The organism is Paracoccus versutus, assembly GCF_029909795.1.
Classification (GTDB): domain Bacteria; phylum Pseudomonadota; class Alphaproteobacteria; order Rhodobacterales; family Rhodobacteraceae; genus Paracoccus; species Paracoccus versutus.
The window spans coordinates 286,430-305,555 of the sequence record NZ_CP038197.1; the positions used below are offsets into that span (position 1 = coordinate 286,430).

Below are 19,126 nucleotides of genomic sequence, written 5' to 3' on the forward strand. Positions count from 1 at the left end.
GGACCGGGGGTCTTGCCGGCAAGGTCCGGCCCTGCCAAGCTGCAAGGCAGGGAGAACGCGCATATGGACGGACAGCAGAACAGCCGCAAGTCGCTGGACACGGCGGAAATCGGCGCGCTTGCGCATCTTTACCGGGCCGAAATCTATCGCTCGACCATCTGGCGCACGCGGCTCGACACCACGACGAACTGGTCGGTGGTGACGCTGGGGGTGGCGCTGTCGATCACCTTTTCCTCGCCCCAGGCATCGCCGTTGCCGCTGGTTCTGGTCGGCATCCTCATCATCTTCTTCCTGATGCTGGAGGCCCGGCGCTATCGCTATTTCAACGTCTGGCGCGCGCGCTGCCGCTGGATGGAGCTGAACTTCATGGCGCCGATGCTGCGCGACGGCGATTTGCGGCTGGAAACCGGCTGGCAGGACCGGCTGGCCGAGGATTACCGCCGCCCCGCCTATCACGTCAGCCTGCGCACTGCCATCGGCCGGCGCATCCGGCGCAATTACTTCTGGATCCTGCTGATCCAGACCGCGGCCTATCTGGGCAAGCTGGGGGTGCATCCGACCCCGCTGCAATCGGCGGGCGAATTGCTGGAGCGCGCCGCCATCGGCCCGATTCCGGGTTGGCTGGTGCTGGCCTTGGGGCTGGCCTATTGCCTGTCCTGGGGCGCCATCGCCCTGTGGAGCCTGCGCGAGGACCGCCAGCGCGCCCGCTGGCGCCAGGATCCGCTGGGCATGGGGTGAGGGCCCGTCGGGCCGATGCAAGCGCGCGCTTTTCCTGACGCATTCCCCCGGCTGAATGCAGGATGTATGGCGGGGCGATCCAGGATCGAGGGTGTGGCCGGGGCGGCCGGTGTTTGTGTCCCGGCGGTGCGGCCGGGTGCCGGACGGCCGCGCCGGGATCGGCTGCGCCGCTGGCGTCGGGGGGCGTTGCCCCCCGCGTTTCCTCCACCCCTCGACGGGGTGGAGGAAACGTCCCCCCAGGATATTTGGGCACGAAAGAAGGGCAGGCGCCGCCGCCGGTGGTCGAGGCGGCCAGGCCTCGGCAGGCTGGAGCCGGCGCAATGCCACCCCATCGGCCCAAGGCGCCGAGGGATATGGCGCCGGCAGCCGCGCTGCACTAGGCTGGCGGGATGCTGGTCGATCCCAAACACCCGTTCTTCCGCCCGCTCTGGGTCCGCGTCCTCTGCGTCCTGCTGCCCCTGCTTTGGGCGGCGTTCGAGGCAGCGGGCGGCGCCTTCTTCTGGGCCATCCTGTTCGGTGCGGCAGGGATCTATCTTTTCGTGGCGCTTTTCCTGGGGCGTGGCGACGGCGGATGATGTCCCGCCGCCGGCGCGGACCTGCCCGCTGCGCCGATCCGCAGATGTCGGGCCGAGAATCATCCCGCCCAGGGCCGGAACCGGCGGCGCGGCAGCGTCTGAACGGTCCGGTTCTGTCTGTTTTTGCGGCGGGGGCCCTCCCATGGCTGCCCGGTGGAACGCCAAGATTCGCCCGATGATTCTGGCGTTTCGCAGCGTCATTGCGGCAAATCGACGATCAGACCCGGCAAAGCACTTGACCTGTCAGGCAGATTCGTTTGCATCGGGACAGGGAATATCTCTAGACATGGGAGGCATTATGTCACTCTTCTCCACCCGGATGCTTGCGGCATCGGCTTTCGCCTTGATGGCTGCGGCGCCGCTGCATGCCAAGACCTTCGTCTATTGCTCGGAGGGCTCGCCGGAAGGGTTCGACGCCGCGCCCTATACCGCGGGCACCACCTTCGACGCCTCGGGCCATGCGGTCTACAACCGTCTGGTGCAGTTCAAGCCGGGCACCACCGAGATCGAGCCGGCCCTGGCCGAAAGCTGGGACGTGTCGGAGGACGGGCTGGAATACACCTTCCATCTGCGCCAGGGCGTGAAGTTCCATTCCAACGACAAGTTCACGCCCTCGCGCGACTTCAACGCCGACGACGTGATCTTCACCTTCGAGCGCCAGGCCAGCGCCGACCATCCCTGGCACGAATACATCCCCGGCATCACCTATGAGTATTATTCCTCGATGGAGATGGACAAGCTGATCAAGTCCATCGAAAAGGTCGACGACCATACGGTGAAGTTCACCCTCAACCAGCCCGAGGCGCCGTTCCTGGCCAATGTGGCCATGCCCTTCGTCTCGATCGTGTCCAAGGAATATGCCGATGCGCTGGACGCCGCCGGCACCCGCGAAGACCTGAACAACGCCCCCATCGGCACCGGCCCCTTCAAGTTCGTCGCCTACCAGAAGGACGCGGTGATCCGCTATCAGAAGAACGCCGACTACTGGGGCGAGGCGCCCAAGATCGACGACCTGGTCTTTGCCATCACCCCCGACGCCTCGGTGCGGCTGCAAAAGCTCAAGGCCGGCGAATGCCACCTGATGCCCTATCCCGCGCCCGCCGACCTGGACGAGATCCGCGCCGATCCGAACCTCAAGCTGGACGAGCAGCCCGGCCTGAACGTGGGCTACCTGGCCTATAACACCACCGTCGCGCCTTTCGACAACCCGCAGGTCCGCAAGGCGCTGAACATGGCCATGGACAAGCCGGCGCTGATCGATGCCGTCTACCAGGGCAATGCCGAGGTCGCCAAGAACCCGATCCCGCCGACCATGTGGTCCTATAACGACGCCATCGAGGACGACAAATACGATCCCGAGGCGGCCAAGGCGATGCTGGAGGAAGCCGGCGTCAAGGACCTGACCATGGAAGTCTGGGCCATGCCGGTGCAGCGCCCCTACATGCCCAACGCCCGCCGCACCGCCGAGATGATCCAGAGCGACTTCGCCAAGGTCGGCGTCAAGGTCGAGATCGTCAGCTACGAATGGGGCGAATACCTGAAGAAGTCGATGGAAGAGGGCCGCAAGGGCGCCGTCATCCTGGGCTGGACCGGCGACAACGGCGATCCCGACAACTTCCTGTCGGTGCTTCTGTCCTGCGCCGCGGCCACGCCGGGCGGGGCGAACCGTGCCTTCTGGTGCAACCAGGAATTCTCGGACCTGCTGGCCAAGGCCAAGGCGACCTCGGACCATGACGAGCGGGTCAAGCTTTACGAAGAGGCGCAGGTCATCTTCAAGCGCGAGGCACCCTGGGCCACGCTGGCGCATTCGACCCAATACGTGCCGATGGCCAAGAACGTCACCGGCTTCGTGCAGTCGCCGTTGGGCGACTATGTCTTCGACACCGTGGACTTGACCGAATAAGGTCGCGCCCGGATTGAAACTCTCGCGGCCGTGCAGGGAAATTTCCTTGCACGGCCCTTAGGTTAGGGTTCGATGCTCAGATTCATCCTCAAGAAACTGCTTTACCTGGTCCCGACGATGATCGGGATCACGCTGGTGGCCTTCGGCTTCATCCGCCTGCTGCCGGGCGATCCGGTGCTGCTGATGGCCGGCGAGCGCGGCGTCTCGCCCGAGCGCTATGCCCAGATCGCGGCGCAGCTTGGCTATGACAAGCCGGTCTGGCAGCAATACCTGCATTATCTCGGCAACCTGCTGCAGGGCGACCTGGGCAATTCGCTGGTGACGAAGAAGCCGGTGCTGACCGAGTTCCTGGCGCTGTTCCCGGCCACGGTCGAGCTGGCGCTGGTGGCCATCATCATCGCCACGGTGATCGGCGTGCCGGTGGGCGTGATCGCGGCGATCAAGCGCGGCAGCTGGTTCGACCAGGTTTCGATGACCGCGGCGCTGGTCGGGTTTTCCATGCCGATCTTCTGGTGGGGGCTTCTGCTCATCATCCTGTTTTCCGGCGTGCTGGGCTGGACCCCGGTCTCGGGCCGCATCTCGCTGATGTATTTCTTTCCGCAGGTCACGGGCTTCATGCTGATCGACAGCCTGATTTCCGGGCAGAAGGGCGCCTTCGCCTCGGCGCTGAGCCACCTGATCCTGCCCTCGATCGTGCTGGCGACCATTCCGCTGGCGGTGATCGCGCGGCAGACCCGCTCGGCCATGCTGGAGGTGATGGGCGAGGATTACGTCCGCACCGCCAGGGCCAAGGGCCTGTCGACCCGCCGGGTGATCGGGGTCCATGCGCTGCGCAATGCCATGATCCCGGTCATCACCACCATCGGCCTGCAGGTCGGCGTTCTGATGGCGGGCGCCATCCTGACCGAGACGATCTTTTCCTGGCCCGGCATCGGCAAGTGGATGATCGATTCGATCTCGCGCCGCGACTATCCGGTGGTGCAGTCGGGCCTGCTGCTGATCGCCGCCATCGTGATGATCGTGAACCTGATCGTCGACCTGACCTATGGTCTCATCAACCCGAGGATCCGGCACAAATGACCGATACCACCGTCAAGATTTCGGACGCGGCCATCCGCCGCCGGATGCTGCGCGAGTTCTGGTTCTATTTCAGCCAGAACCGCGGCGCGGTGATCGGCCTCGTCGTCTTCGTCCTGCTGGTGCTGACCGCGATCTTCGCGTCGCTGATCGCGCCGCATGACCCGACGCAGCAATATCGCGACGCGCTGCTGGTGCCGCCGATCTGGCAAGAGGGCGGGCGCGCGGGCTTTCTGCTGGGCACCGATGCCGTGGGCCGGGACATGCTGTCGCGGCTGATCCATGGCGCGCAATATTCGCTGTTCATCGGCATCGTCGTCGTCGCCATCGCCCTGACCGGCGGCATCATCATCGGGCTGGTCGCCGGTTTCTTCGGCGGCTGGGTCGATACCGTCATCATGCGCGTCATGGACGTGGTGCTGGCCTTTCCCTCGCTCTTGCTGGCGCTGGTGCTGGTCGCCGTGCTGGGGCCGGGGCTGACCAATGCGATGATCGCCATCGCCATCGTCTACCAGCCGCATTTCGCACGCCTGACCCGCGCCGCGGTGATGGGCGAGAAGGCGCGCGAATATGTCACCGCCGCCAAGGTGGCGGGCGCCGGCAACCTGCGGCTGATGTTCAAGACCATCCTGCCCAATTGCCTGGCGCCCTTGATCGTGCAGGCGACGCTTTCCTTCAGTTCGGCGGTCCTCGACAGCGCCGCGCTGGGTTTCCTCGGCATGGGCGCGCAGCCGCCGGCGTCCGAATGGGGCACCATGCTGGCCGAGGCGCGCGAGTTCATCCTGCGCGCCTGGTGGGTCGTGACCTTCCCCGGCCTCGCCATCCTGGTCTCGGTGCTGGCGATCAACCTGATGGGCGACGGGCTGCGCGACGCGCTCGACCCGAAACTGAAGCGGAGCTGACCGATGGCGCTTCTGACAATCCGCAACCTGACCGTGCGCTTCGCCACCTCGACCGGCAGCTTCACCGCCGTGGACGGCATCGACGTGACCGTGGACAAGGGCGAGGTGCTGGCCATCGTGGGCGAGTCGGGCTCGGGCAAGTCGGTGTCGATGCTGGCGGCGATGGGGCTTTTGCCCGACACCGCCACCGTCACCGCCGACGAGATGACCTTCGACGGGCAGGATCTGCTGCGCATGACCCCGCGCCAGCGCCGCCGCATCATCGGGCGCGAGATCACCATGATCTTCCAGGAACCCATCGCGTCCCTGAACCCCAGCTTTACCACCGGCTACCAGATCGAGGAGGTGCTGCGCTTCAACGCGGGCCTGTCGAAACGCGCCGCCCGCGCCCGCGCGCTGGAGCTGTTCCGCCAGGTCGGCATCCCCGACCCCGAGGAAAAGCTGAAAAGCTATCCGCACCAGATGTCCGGCGGGCAATGCCAGCGGGTGATGATCGCCATGGCCATCGCCACCGGCCCGCGCCTCTTGATCGCGGACGAGCCGACGACGGCGCTGGACGTGACCATCCAGAAGCAGATCCTCGACCTGCTGATGAAACTGCAGGAACAGACCGGCATGGCGCTGATCCTGATCACCCACGACATGGGCGTGGTGGCCGAGACGGCGGACCGCGTGCAGGTGCAATACAAGGGCCGCAAGATGGAAGAGGCCGACGTGCTGACGCTGTTCGAGGCACCTTCGCATCCCTATACCCGCGCGCTGCTTTCGGCCCTGCCCGAGAACGCGACGGGCGACCGGCTGCCCACCGTCGGCAGCTTCCTTGAACCGGAGGTGCAGCCATGAGTGTCGTCGAAGGGCGCAACCTGATCCGCGACTATTACGTCCCCGGCTCGCTGACCCGCGCCGCCAAGATGGTGCGCGCGGTCAAGGGCATCAGCTTCTCGGTCGATCGCGGCAAGACGCTGGCCATCGTCGGCGAATCCGGCTCGGGCAAGTCGACGCTGGCGCGGATCATCGCGCTGATCGACCCGGCCTCGGGCGGCGAGCTGCTGATCGACGGCAAGCCCGTGGACATCGGCAAGGCGCGGCTGACGCGCGAGATGCGCTCCAAGGTGCAGATGGTGTTCCAGAACCCCTATGGCAGCCTGAACCCGCGCCAGAAGATCGGCGACGTGCTGATGGAGCCCCTGCTTCTGAACACCGACACGCCCGCCGCCGAGCGTCGCCGCCGCGCCGAGGAGATGCTGGCCAAGGTCGGCCTGCCGCCCGAGGTGTTCAACCGCTATCCGCACATGTTCTCGGGCGGGCAGCGCCAGCGCATCGCCATCGCCCGCGCGCTGATGCTGAACCCGACGCTGCTGGTGCTGGACGAGCCGGTCTCGGCGCTGGACCTTTCGGTCCAGGCGCAGGTGCTGAACCTGCTGGCCGACCTGCAGGACGAGTTCAACCTGGCCTATGTCTTCATCAGCCACGACCTGTCGGTGGTGCGCTATATCGCCGACGACGTGCTGGTGATGAACAAGGGCGAGGCGGTCGAGCAGGGCAGCCGCGAAGAGGTCTTCGCAGACCCCCGCCACCCCTATACGCGCGAGTTGTTCGCCGCGACCCCGGTGACGGACATCGAGGCGATCCGCGAGCGCGTGGCGCGCCGCAAGGCGCTGCGCGCGGCGATGGCCTGACGCGACGAGGATGCCGGGGCGCGCAGGTCACAGGCGTCCCGGCAATGCCTTGGCCCCTGGCAGGCTGCTGGAAAAGGATCTTGGGCCTTTTCTGTAAAGGAATTGGTCCCCGATCTGGCGCAACTGGTCCAGGAATTTGAGGTTTCCGGGTCATTTTGCGGCGAATTTCCCGGCGTCCAGAGCCGGATCTAGACACCCGGGCCGTTTTTCCGTAGCCCGCCTAGGTCGACAGGCTGGGGCCGGCGCAGCGCTTGGGGTGCATGTTGCGGAAGGTCTCCCATGCCTCGTTCAGCGCGCGGGTGCGCGCCTCAGCCAGGCGGATCGCCTCGGGCGGCAGGCCGCGGGCCAGGGCGCGGTCGGGATGGCTTTCGCGCACCAGTTCGCGCCAGCGCCGCCGCGCCTCGGGCAGCGGCGTGTCGGGCGTCACGCCCAGCACCTCGCAAGAGGGGCAGCCCTGCCGGCGGTCGTGGCGGGCGCGGATCGCCGCCACCTGCGCGGCGGGCAGGCCGAAGATGCGCGCCACCTCGTCGATGAAAATGATCTCGGCCTCGTGCAGGTCGCCATCGGCGACGGCGATGATGAACAGCCCCTCGACCACATCGGCCAGCACCGGGTCGCCCGCCGGGAACATGGCCGCGATGCGCCGCGCCCAGGCGTCGAAGCCCGCCACGTCCTGCCGCGCCAGGTCGAAGACGCGGGCGGCGTTCTTTTCCTCGGACCGCGGGATGATGAAGACGCGGCGAAAGGCCGCCACCTCGGACCGCGCCACGGCACCGTCGGCCTTGGCGAGCTTGGCCCCCAGCGCGATCACGGCGATGGTGAAGGCCACCGATTTCTCGGGCGGGGTGGCCGGGCGGCGCGCGCCGACGATCGCCGCCAGCCGGTCGGCAATGCGCTGCCAGAAGCTGCGGGGCTTCGGCAGTTCGGGGCAGGGCTGTTTCTGGTCCTTGATCGCGGCGTCCATGGCCTGCAGCCTAGGCGGGGTGGCGGGTCAAGTCCACTGACATTCCCGCCAGTTACGAGCCGTCATCTGCGGCTTTCCAACGCGGCCTTGACGACCAGCACCACCAGCGCGATCACGGTCAGCGTCGAGGCGGCGGCAAAGGCGCCGGTGGTGTTGAGGTCGTTGAACATCAGCTCGATTTGCAGGGGCAGGGTGTTGGTCTGCCCGCGGATCGAGCCCGAGACGACCGAGACGCCGCCGAACTCGCCCACCGCCCGCGCCGTGCAAAGCACCGCGCCGTAAAGCAGCGCCCAGCGGATATTGGGCAGGGTGACGCGGGAAAACACCTGCCAGCCGCGCGCGCCCAGCGTGACCGCCGCCTGCTCCTGTTCCGAGCCCTGCGCCTGCATCAGCGGCAGCACCTCGCGCACGACGAAGGGGGCGGTGACGAACATGGTCACAAGCACGATGCCGGGCAGGGCGAACATGACCTTCAGGTCATGCGCGGCCAGCCACGGGCCCAGCAGGCCCTGCCGGCCGTAAAGCAGCAGGTAGCAGATGCCGGCGATGATCGGCGAGATCGAGAAGGGGATCTCGATCAGCACCATCAAGAGCTTGCGCCCCGGAAAGCGAAAGCGGGCGATGGCCCAGGCGGCGGCGATGCCGAAGGCGATGTTGACCGGCACCACGATCACCGCGACCAGCGTCGTCAGCCAGATCGCATGCAGGACCAGCGGATCGGCGATGTTCTTCAGATAGACCGCCCAGCCCTCGGCAAAGGCGCGCCAGAAGATGAAGGCCAGGGGCGCCACCACGAAGATCGCGGTCAGCGCGAAGGCCAGCCCGATCAGCAGCCGCGGCACCGCGCGGCTTTGGCCGGGGGCGTGGGTCAGCGCGACGGTGCTCATCAGCGGGCCTCCAGGTGGCGGGCGGCGCGGAACTGGATCAGGTTCGAGACCACCAGCAGGATCAGCGCGAACAGCAGCAGCACCAGCGCGATGGCGGCGGCGCCCTGGTAGTCGTATTCCTCCAGCCGGATGAAGGCCAGCAGCGCCGCGATCTCGGTCTTGAAGGGCAGGTTGCCGGCGATGAACACCACCGCGCCGAACTCGCCCAGCGAGCGGGCGAAGGCCACGGTCGAACCCGCCAGCCAGGCCGGCAGGATCGCCGGCAGCACCACGCGGCGGAAGATGGCAAAGGGCCGGGCGCCCAGCGTCATCGCCGCCTGCTCCAGCGCCGGGTCCAGATCCTCCAGCACCGGCTGGATCGCGCGCACCACGAAGGGGATCGAGGTGAAGGTCATCGCCAGGATCACGCCGCCCAGCGTATAGACCAGCTCGATCCCGGCGCCGGCCAGCGGCGCGCCGAACCAGCCGTTCGCCGAATAAAGCGCGGTCAGCGAGATGCCGGCGACGGCGGTCGGCAGGGCGAAGGGAATGTCCATAAGCGCGTCCAGGATGCGCTTGCCGGGAAAGTCGTAGCGCGTCAGCACCCAGGCCATCAGCAGGCCGTAGAAGGCGTTGAAGACGGTGGCCGCGGCGGCGGCGGTCAGCGTCACCCGCAGCGCCGCCAGCGTGCGCGGCGCGGTGACGATGGCCCAGAACCGCGCCGGCCCGATCTCGGCCCCCTTCAGCACCAGCGCCGCCACCGGGATCAGGATCACCAGCCCGACGTAAAGCAACGTGGTGCCGAGGCTCAGCGAGAACCCCGGCAATACGCGTTTCGCGCGGATGGGCGCGGCGGCGGCGCTCATTGGTTGACGAAGACCTTGTCGAGGATGCCGCCCTCGGCCAGGTGCTCATCCTGCACCTTCTGCCAGCCGCCGAAGACCTCGTCCACGGTCAAGAGCTTCACCTCGGGGAACTCGGCGGCGTATTTCGCCGTCACCGCCTCGTCGGTGGTGCGATAGTGGTTCTCGGCTAGGGTGTCCTGCGCCTCGGGCGAGTAGAGCCAGTTGAGATATTCCGTCGAAACCTCGGTCGAGCCGTTCTTTTCGGCGTTCTCGGCCACCACGGCGACCGGGAAGGCGGCGAAAAGGCTAGTCGCGGGGGTCACGGCCTCGAAGCCCTGGGCCTCGTATTGCTTGGCGATGCCCTTGGTCTCGGCCTCGAAGGTGATCAGCACGTCGCCGATATTGCGCTCGGCGAAGGTCTGGGTGGCGGCGCGGCCGCCGGTGTCGAAGACCGGGACGTTGGCAAAGATCTTGCCGACGAATTCCTGCGCCGTCTCGGGCGTGCCGCCCGCTTGCGTCAGGGCATAGGCATAGGCGGCCAGATAGGTATAGCGGCCGTTGCCGCTGGTCTTGGGGTTGGGGAACACCGCCTGCACGTCGTCGCGCGCCAGGTCCGACCAGTCCTTGATCCCCTTGGGATTGCCCTTGCGCACCAGGAAGGCGGGCAGCGAGTAATAGGGCGAGGCGCCGTTCGGCAGGGCCTCGCGCCAGTTCTCGGCCACCAGGCCGTTCTGGGCCAGCACGTCCACGTCGGTTTCCTGGTTGAAGGTGACGACATCGGCCGGCAGCCCTTCGAGGATGGCGCGCGCCTGTTTCGACGAGCCGCCATGGCTTTGGTCGATGGTCACGTCGCGGCCGGTCTTTTCCTTCCAATGCGCCTGGAACTCGGGGTTCAGCGCCTCGAACAGCTCGCGGGCGATGTCATAGCTGACGTTCAGGATCTTGTCCTGGGCCAGCGCCGGGCTGCTGCCCAGCATCAGCGCCAGCGCGGCGACGTGAAGCTTGCGGATCGTCATAGGCTTTTCTCCTTGCGGGGGAATGCGGCGGTGGCGGCCTGCGAAGCCAGGGCGCGCGGGCCGGGAAAGATCGTGCCCGCCTCGGGGCGCAGGTTGACGCGGGCGCCGGGGACCAGCCCCTGCGCCTCGGGCGCGCGGCGGGGCAGGTCGATGCCGAACTGGCCGGTGCCGTCGGTCAGCTCCAGCCGCAGCAGGGCGCCGTTGCTGGTGCGATGGGCGACCTGCCAGCGCCCGGCGGGATCTGCCAGGGGCGTCACGTCGGCGGGGCGCAGGAACAGCGTGGCCGGCCCGTCGGGCAGGGCGCGGCGCGGCAGGCGGCTGGGGTCCAGCCCCTGCGCCTCGGCCCGGCCGGCCTGCAGCATCACCGGCAATTCGATGGTCGCGCCCATGAAGCGGGCGACGAAGGGGCTGGCGGGATGATCGTGGATCTGGTCGGCATTGCCGATCTGCTCGATCCGGCCCTCGCCCATCACTACGACGCGGTCGGCCAGCTCGAAGGCTTCCTCCTGGTCGTGGGTGACGAAGATCGTGGTCGATCCGGCCTCGTCATGCACCTGGCGCAGCCAGGCGCGCAGGTCGCGGCGCACGGCGGCGTCGAGCGCGCCGAAGGGCTCGTCCAGCAAGAGCACCGTGGGCTCGATGGCCAGCGCGCGCCCCAGCGCCACCCGCTGGCGCTGGCCGCCCGAAAGCTGAGCCGGGTAGCGGTCGCCCAGATGCGCGATCTGCAGGAACTCCAGCAGCTGGTCCACCTTGGCCGCGATCACCGCCTTGCCCGGCCGCTGGGCGCGCGGGCGCACGGTCAGGCCGAAGGCGATGTTGTCGCGCACGCTCATATGCGGGAACAGCGCGTAATGCTGAAAGACGAAGCCGATGCGGCGGTCCTGCGCCGCCAGGTGCAGCCAGTCGGCGCCATGCACCACCAGCCCGCCCGAGTCCGGCCATTCCAGCCCGGCGATGATCTTGAGAAGCGTGGTCTTGCCCGAGCCCGAGGGTCCGAGCAGCGCCACCAGCTCGCCCGATTCGATGGTCAGGTCGATGCCGCGCAGGACAGCGGTGCCGTCGAAGCTTTTGGTCATGTGCTCGATGACGATGGACATGGGCGCCTCCGTTTCCGCGCCAGAGGTAGCGGGCGGGTCGGGGCCGGGCAAGCCGGGCGGGCCCCGGCCGCCCCGGCGGGCGGCGAATGTTTTCCCAAGGCTGGCCGGGCGGCGGACCGCTGTTCCCCTGCCGCCGGCCCGGCGCGGAAAGCGTCCGGGCCGCAAGGGGCTGGCGCGCGCATTCTTCCTTATTTTTCATGCCGCCTGGCCGCGCGGGGCTTCGCAATCGCGCCGGCCGCTGCTAGGGTCCGGCGCGCAGCAGCAAAGGGACGGTGCGATGGGTGGCGGGGATCTGGTGATCGGGCGGGAAAGCCCCCTGGGCGAGGATCTGGCGCTGCTGTTTCGGCGCCATACCGCCGACATGCATGCCGACACGCCGCCGGAATCGATCCACATGCTGCCGCGCGCCGCGCTGGAGGGCCCCGAGATCGCCTTTTTCGTGCTGCGCGAGGGCGGCGTGCCGGTCGGCATGGGCGCGGTCAAGCGCATCGCCCCCGATCATGGCGAGATCAAGTCCATGCATGTGCTGGCCGAGGCGCGCGGGCGCGGCCATTCCCGCCGCATGCTCGGGGCGCTGGTCGCCCATGCGCGGGCCGAGGGCATGGCGCGGCTGAGCCTGGAAACCGGGGTGCAGCCGACCTTCATCGCCGCGCGCGGGCTTTATGCGCGGGCGGGTTTCGTCGAATGCCCGCCCTTTGGCGACTACCACCCCGATCCGAACAGCGTCTTCATGACGATTGCGCTGCGCGGTTCGGATTGAACGGTTGATTCAGCCGCCGTCCTGCGCCATGACTGCCGCCATGCGGCCCCGTAGCTCAACTGGATAGAGCAAGCGCCTTCTAAGCGCTAGGTTCCGGGTTCAAGTCCTGGCGGGGTCGCCATCCTATCAAGAAATGCTTTGAATATCAGGCGCTAGACGCCCGGTTTCCATTCTGGCTCTGATCGGTTCCCCGTTTCCATGCCTGATCCGCCGCGCAGGGGATGCGCTTGCGGCCCGCGCCTTGCTTTGCGTCGCCGGGCTTCGGGCGGGCCCGCCTGGCCGGCCGGGCCGCGATCCGATGCGCCTCAGCGCGGCGCAGCCTGCCAAGGCGGCAGCGGCGACTTGCGGATCATGTCCGCGGCCTTCTCGGCGATCATGATGGTCGGGGCGCTGGTGTTGCCGCGGGTGATGCGCGGCATGACCGAGGCGTCCGCCACGCGCAGCCGGCCGATGCCGTGAACGCGCAGCTGCGGATCGACCACCGCCATCTCGTCCCTGCCCATCTTGCAGGTGCTGGTCTGGTGCCAGCCCGTGCTGCCGGCCTGTTTCAGATGATCCAGCAGCTGGTCGTCTGTGACGGCATCGGGTCCGGGCGCCAGTTCGCTGACGATCCGCCGCGACAGCGGCTCGGTGGCGAGGATCCTGCGAAACAACCTCATGCCGATCAGGGTGCGGCGGATGTCGTCCTCGTCGCCCAGATAGTTCGGGTGAAAGGCCGGTGCCGCCAGCGGGTCCGCGGATTTCAGTGCCATATGGCCGGTCGATTTCGGGCCGACCAGCACCGTCGCCCCGCTCATCCCCGGCTCGGGGTCGACGACGACCTGGCCGCTGGGCAGGAAGTTCGAGGTCATCGGCCGGATCGCCAGTTGCAGGTCGGGCTGCGGCTGGTCGGGCGTGGACCGGACATAGGCGCTGACCGCCGAGGATCCCATCGCCAGGTAGCCGCGACGGGTCAGCAGGTAGCGCATCCCCTCGACATATTTGCGCCATCCGACGAGGTGGCCGTTATAGGAGCTGTCGGGCGTCACCCGCATCAGGAAGGGCGCGAACCAATGGTCCTGCAGGTTCTGCCCGACGCCGGGCAGGTGCCTTGCCGCCTGGATGCCGAACTTGCGAAGCTGCCCGGCATCGCCGATCCCCGAATGCATCAGCAGATGCGGCGAGGCCAGCGCGCCGGCGGACAGGATGACCTCGCGCGCGGCGTGGATGATCCGCCTGGCGCCGTCCTGGATCACCTCGACGCCGGTCGCCTCGCCGTTTCGGAGGACGATGCGCAGAACCTGGACCCCGGTCAGCACGGTCAGGTTGCGGCGATGCAGGACCGGCTTGACGAAGGCGGTATAGGCGGATTCCCGGCGGCCGCCGCGAATGGTGAATTGCTGATACGAGACGCCTTCGTAGGGCGGCGCGTTCAGGCCGCGGATCTCGGGGATGCCGTTCCTGACGGCGGCGGCGACGAAATCCTGGGTCGAGGGGTGGCGGATCACCGGGTCGCTGACCGCCAGCGGGCCGTCGCCGCCGAAAAACGCGTCTGCGCCCCGCTCGTTGCACTCGGATTTCCTGAAATAGGGCAGGACATCGCGGTAGCTCCAGCCCTCGTTGCCGAGGCTGGCCCAATGGTCGTAATCCATCGGATGGCCGCGCGAATAGACCATGCCGTTGACGGAACTCGATCCGCCCAGCGTCTTGCCGCGGGGCCAATAGACCGTGCGCCCGCCAAGGGTCGGAACGGTTTCGGTGGTAAAGGCCCAGTTGTAGCGCTTGTTGAGGAAAAGCGGGCCCATGCCGGCGGGGGTGTTGATCCAGAAATAATCCGCCGACGGTCCCGCCTCGATCAGCAGGACGCTTTTCCTGGAATCCTCGGACAGGCGGCTCGCCATGACGCAACCGGCGGAACCGGCGCCGACAACGAGATAATCGTATGGTTCCATATCAATCCCCTCCCGGAATGGCGGACGCATGGGGATGCGTCCGGGCTGTCCTGTTTCGTCCCGTCAGTTGGTTTCGCCGGCGGCGATATGGGGCTCGAGCCTCTGGCTGCCGGAGGCGGCCCTTGTCGTCCAGCCATCTGGCCCCGTCGATCTCGATCGACGCGATGCGCGCGTTCCGGCGCCCCTTCACGCCCGGCGGCGCGGTCGCGAACAGCGCATGCATGCCCAGCAGGCCGCCTTCCTGCGCCGGCGACCGCAGCCGGCCGAGCCTGTCGCAGGTGTCCCTGGTGATCCGCGGCCGGTCGAGGCCGCCGCTCGGCGGCATCCTGTCCGGGCTGGAGGGCGCGGGAGCCAGGGCGATGTCGGCCATGCCCGACGGCCGCACCGAAAGCTGGCCCTTGCCTAGCCGCCCGGTATGGAACCCGGCCCGGCCGCCGGTCGCTTCGGCCACGGTATCGACAAGAACCTGGCCGCATGGAGTTGCTTGCCGGCCACGGATCGGAGACCTTAAGCGCTTGCGCCGCCGCATTTCCGGCGGTCATGAGCGGCAAGAGGCCCAGGGCGGCAAGCTTCGCCGGTCTTTTCATCGCCTTTTCCTCCCGCTGGTTACAAATTCGCCGGGCCAGGACAAGCCGGCCCGCCAAGGGGTTGTCGCTGCGGCCGGATCGCCGGGTTCAGCCGGCCGGGCCCTGGGGCGCCCTGGGGTCGAGATAATCCGCCAGGCCCAGGCGGCGCCGGGCGAAATACTGCATCTCGATCATCAGGCAGCCGGACGCCGAGACCAGCGGCCCGTGCGGCGTTCCCGGCGGGCGGATGACATAGGCCGGGGCGCGCAAGGTGATGCCGCTTTCCTTCTGCGTCAGCGCGCCCTCGATCAGCAGCGCCTCTTCCCAATGCGGATGGGTGAAGGCCGCGAAGGTCTCGCCGCCCGGTTCGAAGCGGACATAGCGGGTGCGAAACCCCTCGGCTTCCGCCTCGTTCCAGGCGCCGCTGAGCGGCTTGACGAATATGCCGGCGGTGCCGGCGACCGGCTCCCAACCCGTGGCCAGATCGACTTCGAACATGCTGCGCCTTCCTTTTTCCCGGCGGTTCCGGGACGGGATGCCCGTCCCGGAGCGCATTCATTCAGCCTGCCGGAACGCCTCGAGGATCTCGGTGCCCGGCTTGCGGTTGTCGTTCATGCGCGCCGCCCAACCCTCGGCCACCGTCGCGGTTTTTTCGTTCCACAGCGCGATCTCCTCGTCGCTCAGGACCGCCGGCTGATAGCCGTATTTGTCGATCATGTCCTGGCGGACCCTGGCCTCTTCGCCCTCGGTCCATCGGCACAGGTTCTCCTGCGCCTCGGCGGCGGCGGCGGTGATCTCTTGCCGGATGTTTTCGGGCAGGGATTGCCATTTGCTTTCCGCCATGGCGAAGACGATGGTCGCGGAACCCAGGTTCGGCCCCTCGGCGCCGTATTTGAACAGCGATTCAAGTTCATAGGGCGGCGCGGCGTGATAGGGCCAGATCGCGCCGTCGATGGTGCCGCGGCGCAGGGAATCGTTGATCTCGCTGGCCGTCAGCTGGATCGGAACCGCACCCAGGGCACGGACCGTCTGCTCCATGGCGGCACCCGAGGCCCGGATCTTCAGGCCCTGAAGGTCGGCCAGCGACCGGACCGGCTTGGTGGTGGTGGGAACCTTGTAGCCGGGAAGGATAGTCACGAACAGCGCGCGCATGCCCTGGGGCTTGTATTCCGCTTCGGAAAGCACGCCGCCGGGCCTGGCGATTTCCCAAAGCTTGCGCGTCGCATCGCAGGCGTCCTCGTATTTCACCGGCAGTTCCGCCACGGTCGTCAGCGGCATCTTGTCGGATGCATAGGACGGGATCAGGACCACGATATCCGCCAGCTTGCTGTTGAGGACCGAGACATAGTCCTTGCCAAGCTGACCGGCGGGATAGACCTCATAGGACACCCTGCCGTCGCTGGCCTTGACCACGGCATCCGCCATGCGCCCCAGCCCCTCGACCCAGGCGTAATGGGTCGAGGAAAGCGGATGCGCAAAGCGCAGCTTCACCTCTTCCTGCGCCTGCAGCGGTTGCCCCAGCGCCAGGACGCCCGCCATCGCGACAGCGGCCATTTTCGTTGTCTTGTGCAGCATTTCTCCTCCAATCTGCTGGGATGAAGCCGTTTTCGCTCAACGGTCTGTCTGTTGCCCGCCGTCCCCAGGGGGCGGCGTCGCGGTCATTGCCGGCTGCGATACGAGGAAACGGCAGGCATTTCGCATCACGCCATGCGATGCCGTCTCACAAGGATGGCGCAGGCCGGTCCTGGTGCCGATCAGGCGCTTTTCCGAAGCTCGGCTTCGGTGGCGTCGCGGCGCGTGTTCAGGGCAGGGCGGCTGGACGCCGCCCGCATTCGCCGGGGCGCGCTTAGAACGAGGCGGCGCCGGCGGTGATCCCGCCATCGACGGGAACGACGGCCCCGGTCATGAAGCTGGCATCCTCCGACAGCAGGAAGGCGATGACCGAGGCGACTTCCTCGGGGCGCCCCTCGCGCCCGATCGGATGGGCGGCGCGCATCTTGCGGGCGCGTTCGGGGTCGGCGAACATCGCCTCGGTAAAGGGCGAGTTGATGATGCCGGGCGCGACGCAGTTCACCCGGATGCCGCGCGGCGCCAGGTCCATCGCCGCGGCCCGCGTCAGGCCGATGACCCCATGTTTCGAGGTCACATAGGGCAGGCGGGCGGGCAGCCCCTCGAGCCCGGCCTGGGACGAGATATTGACCACCGCGCCGCTGTCGCGCCCCTCGCTGGCCTGGGCATAGGCGCGGCAGGTATGGAAGGAGCCGTCCAGGTTCGCTGCCATGTTGCTGCGCCACAACTCGTCCGTGGTGTCCGAGGCGCTGCCCCAGCCCTTGATGCCGGCGGCATTGACCAGATAGTCCACCGCGCCGAAGCGCTGCCTTGCCGCCTCGAAGGCCGCGACCACCTGGCCGTCGTCCGAGACATCCACCGCCACCGCCAGCAGCCGGTCGCCGCCGCCCAGTTCCGCCACCACCCGGTTCGCGTTTTCCTGTTGCAGGTCGGCGACGACGACATTGGCGCCCTCGTCGAACAGCCTGCGGGCCGTGGCCGCGCCGATCCCGCTGCCGCCGCCGGTGATGAATACCGTCTTTCCTTCAAACCGTGCCATTCTCGTCTCCTCTCCGAGAGTTCTGGTCTTTCGCGATGCGTCGGGGAAAGCGGCCGGACCGAGTGCGCCGTCATCCCGCCGGCCGGAAGTCCCGCAGCGGAACCTCCAGCTTTCCGGCCAGCCCGGCGGGGATGCCCACCGACTTGACCTCGACATAGGAATCGAAGGCCTCCAGCCCCGCCTCGCGCCCGATGCCGGATTTCTTGAAGCCGCCCACCGGGCAGTAATATCCCGGCCCCACGCCGTTGATGTCCGTGGCCCCGGTCCTGATGCGGCGGGCGATGCGCAGGGCATGTTCGTCCTCGGCGGCGAAGATCGCGCCATGCAGCCCGTATTGGGTGCCGTTGGCGATCTCGACCGCCTCGTCCTCGCCGTCGAAGGGGATCACGGCGATGACAGGGCCGAAGATCTCTTCCTGCGCGATGGCCGCCCCCGGCGCCACGTCCGAAAAGATCGTCGGCTCGACGAACCAGCCGTGGTTCAGGCGGCCCGGCCGGCCGCCGCCCAGGACCAGGCGCGCGCCCTCGGCCTTGCCCTTGGCGATATAGCCCTCGACCCGGTCGCGCTGGCGGGCGCTGACCATGGGGCCGATCTCGGTCGCCGGATCCATCGGATCGCCCACCGGCATCGAGGCGACCATGGCGGAAAAGGCGTCCAGGAACTCGGCCTTGCGGTTGGCCGCGACCAGCACGCGGGTCTTGTTGCTGCAGATCTGGCCCGAATTGCGCAGCGAGGCGACGCGCAGCGATTCCACCGCCTTGGGAATGTCGGCGCCGTCCAGGATGATCGCCGCCGACTTGCCGCCCAGCTCCAGCGTGATGCGGCGGATCTCGGCGCCGCAAAGCCCGCCCAGGCGCTGCCCGGCCGCGGTTGAGCCGGTGAAGCTGACCTTGTCCACGCCCGGATGCAGGCACAGGTATTCGCTGGTCTCGCGGTCGGCGGGGACGACGTTCACCACCCCCTTGGGCAGGCCCGCCCGCTCGAACAGCTCGGCCAGCAGATAGGCGTCGACCGGGGTTTCCGGCGCCGGCTTGAAGACGGCGGTGTTCCCCGCCAGCAGCGCCGGCGCCAGCTTGAGCATCGCCACCACCAGCGGGCCGTTCCACGGCGCCACCGCCGCGACCACGCCCAGCGGCTCGCGCAGGACCAGCCCGTAGCCCGAGGGCGACTGGCGCAGTTCCTCGAACGGATAGCGGTCCACGACATCCAGCGCGATGTCCAGCATCGCCCGCGCCCCCGCCGACTGCATCCATCTCGACAGCGTGATCGGGCTGCCCATCTCTTCGGTCACGAGCTGGGCGATCAGGTCTTCCTGCGCCTTGAGCCCGTCGCTCAGGCGGCGCAGGATCTCGCGCCGCTCGGCCAGCGACATGCGCGGCCAGGGGCCCTGGTCAAAGGCGTTGCGCGCCGCCGCCACCGCCCTGTCGATATCGGCGCGATCGGCCGTGACGACGCTGGTCAGCCTTTCCTCGGTGAAGGGCGAGATCACATCGACGAATGCCGTCGAATGCGGCCGCACCCATTCCCCGCCGATGAAAAGCCGGTCGTGCCTTCCTTCCCAGATCATGATTTCCTCCTCCCATTCCTGCGGCGTCCCCG

At 67.8% G+C, this 19,126-nt stretch carries 19 protein-coding genes and 1 tRNA gene; 9 read left to right on the plus strand and 11 right to left on the minus strand.

Annotated features, from left to right (window positions below; genetic code table 11):
- Positions 1–63 precede the first annotated feature (63 nt).
- The 7 genes from E3U25_RS12440 to E3U25_RS12470 all read left to right on the plus strand — a co-directional run bounded on the left by E3U25_RS12440 (position 64) and on the right by E3U25_RS12470 (position 6,874).
- On the plus strand, positions 64–738 hold the full coding sequence (locus tag E3U25_RS12440; RefSeq protein WP_116222628.1) for a DUF2270 domain-containing protein: 675 nt from the start codon (positions 64–66) through the stop codon (positions 736–738).
- 389 nt (positions 739–1,127) lie between these two features.
- On the plus strand, positions 1,128–1,313 hold the full coding sequence (locus E3U25_RS12445) for a hypothetical protein (protein ID WP_114536211.1): 186 nt from the start codon (positions 1,128–1,130) through the stop codon (positions 1,311–1,313).
- A gap of 298 nt (positions 1,314–1,611) precedes the next feature.
- Positions 1,612–3,216, plus strand: a complete 1,605-nt coding sequence (locus E3U25_RS12450) for an ABC transporter substrate-binding protein (RefSeq protein ID WP_072463165.1) — start codon at positions 1,612–1,614, stop codon at positions 3,214–3,216.
- 72 nt (positions 3,217–3,288) lie between these two features.
- Positions 3,289–4,296, plus strand: a complete 1,008-nt coding sequence (locus E3U25_RS12455; RefSeq protein WP_036757631.1) for an ABC transporter permease subunit — start codon at positions 3,289–3,291, stop codon at positions 4,294–4,296.
- Entirely contained in the window at positions 4,293–5,195 is a 903-nt protein-coding gene (locus E3U25_RS12460) for an ABC transporter permease subunit (RefSeq protein ID WP_036757630.1), read from the plus strand. The genes E3U25_RS12455 and E3U25_RS12460 overlap by 4 nt, the downstream gene beginning before the upstream one ends.
- 3 nt (positions 5,196–5,198) lie before the next feature.
- Complete coding sequence (locus E3U25_RS12465; RefSeq protein ID WP_052096078.1) at positions 5,199–6,038, plus strand: ABC transporter ATP-binding protein; 840 nt, start codon at positions 5,199–5,201, stop codon at positions 6,036–6,038.
- Positions 6,035–6,874, plus strand: a complete 840-nt coding sequence (locus E3U25_RS12470) for an ATP-binding cassette domain-containing protein (RefSeq protein ID WP_036757629.1) — start codon at positions 6,035–6,037, stop codon at positions 6,872–6,874. Before E3U25_RS12465 ends, E3U25_RS12470 begins: the two co-directional genes overlap by 4 nt.
- 220 nt (positions 6,875–7,094) lie before the next feature.
- Here E3U25_RS12470 and E3U25_RS12475 read toward each other — a convergent pair whose 3' ends face one another.
- The 5 genes from E3U25_RS12475 to E3U25_RS12495 all read right to left on the minus strand — a co-directional run bounded on the left by E3U25_RS12475 (position 7,095) and on the right by E3U25_RS12495 (position 11,662).
- Positions 7,095–7,838 (minus strand): molecular chaperone DjiA, encoded by a 744-nt coding sequence (locus E3U25_RS12475; protein ID WP_036757628.1) that lies wholly within the window; start codon positions 7,836–7,838, stop codon positions 7,095–7,097.
- Positions 7,839–7,900: 62 nt separating this feature from the next.
- Positions 7,901–8,725, minus strand: coding sequence for a sulfate ABC transporter permease subunit CysW (cysW, locus tag E3U25_RS12480; protein WP_072463167.1), 825 nt, complete (start codon positions 8,723–8,725; stop codon positions 7,901–7,903).
- Positions 8,725–9,570: a sulfate ABC transporter permease subunit CysT gene (gene cysT, locus E3U25_RS12485; protein WP_116222629.1), complete on the minus strand. Its 846-nt coding sequence runs from the start codon at positions 9,568–9,570 to the stop codon at positions 8,725–8,727. The genes cysW and cysT overlap by 1 nt, the downstream gene beginning before the upstream one ends.
- Positions 9,567–10,565 carry a sulfate ABC transporter substrate-binding protein gene (locus E3U25_RS12490; protein WP_116222630.1) on the minus strand — a complete coding sequence of 333 codons (999 nt, stop codon included), beginning with the start codon at positions 10,563–10,565 and terminating at the stop codon, positions 9,567–9,569. The genes cysT and E3U25_RS12490 overlap by 4 nt, the downstream gene beginning before the upstream one ends.
- Positions 10,562–11,662 (minus strand): sulfate/molybdate ABC transporter ATP-binding protein, encoded by a 1,101-nt coding sequence (locus E3U25_RS12495; protein ID WP_116222631.1) that lies wholly within the window; start codon positions 11,660–11,662, stop codon positions 10,562–10,564. The genes E3U25_RS12490 and E3U25_RS12495 overlap by 4 nt, the downstream gene beginning before the upstream one ends.
- A gap of 277 nt (positions 11,663–11,939) precedes the next feature.
- Between E3U25_RS12495 and E3U25_RS12500 the strand changes: the two genes are divergently transcribed.
- Complete coding sequence (locus tag E3U25_RS12500) at positions 11,940–12,422, plus strand: GNAT family N-acetyltransferase (RefSeq protein WP_116222851.1); 483 nt, start codon at positions 11,940–11,942, stop codon at positions 12,420–12,422.
- Positions 12,423–12,466: 44 nt separating this feature from the next.
- A tRNA-Arg gene (locus tag E3U25_RS12505) sits at positions 12,467–12,543 on the plus strand.
- Between the two features lie 184 nt (positions 12,544–12,727).
- On the opposite strand, the gene E3U25_RS12510 is transcribed toward E3U25_RS12505, so the two are convergent.
- The 6 genes from E3U25_RS12510 to E3U25_RS12535 all read right to left on the minus strand — a co-directional run bounded on the left by E3U25_RS12510 (position 12,728) and on the right by E3U25_RS12535 (position 19,094).
- Positions 12,728–14,353 (minus strand): GMC family oxidoreductase, encoded by a 1,626-nt coding sequence (locus tag E3U25_RS12510; RefSeq protein ID WP_116222632.1) that lies wholly within the window; start codon positions 14,351–14,353, stop codon positions 12,728–12,730.
- Between the two features lies 1 nt (position 14,354).
- A complete protein-coding gene (locus tag E3U25_RS12515) occupies positions 14,355–14,804 on the minus strand; it encodes a type 2 periplasmic-binding domain-containing protein (protein WP_116222633.1) in 450 nt (149 codons plus the stop codon).
- Between the two features lie 223 nt (positions 14,805–15,027).
- The gene (locus E3U25_RS12520; protein ID WP_166435586.1) at positions 15,028–15,417 is read right to left on the minus strand and encodes a cupin domain-containing protein; all 390 of its coding nucleotides are present in this window, start codon (positions 15,415–15,417) and stop codon (positions 15,028–15,030) included.
- A gap of 57 nt (positions 15,418–15,474) precedes the next feature.
- A complete protein-coding gene (gene dctP / locus E3U25_RS12525) occupies positions 15,475–16,473 on the minus strand; it encodes a TRAP transporter substrate-binding protein DctP (protein WP_166435587.1) in 999 nt (332 codons plus the stop codon).
- Positions 16,474–16,765: 292 nt separating this feature from the next.
- Positions 16,766–17,527 (minus strand): SDR family NAD(P)-dependent oxidoreductase, encoded by a 762-nt coding sequence (locus E3U25_RS12530; RefSeq protein ID WP_116222636.1) that lies wholly within the window; start codon positions 17,525–17,527, stop codon positions 16,766–16,768.
- A gap of 70 nt (positions 17,528–17,597) precedes the next feature.
- Positions 17,598–19,094 (minus strand): aldehyde dehydrogenase, encoded by a 1,497-nt coding sequence (locus E3U25_RS12535; RefSeq protein ID WP_116222637.1) that lies wholly within the window; start codon positions 19,092–19,094, stop codon positions 17,598–17,600.
- Positions 19,095–19,126 lie beyond the last annotated feature (32 nt).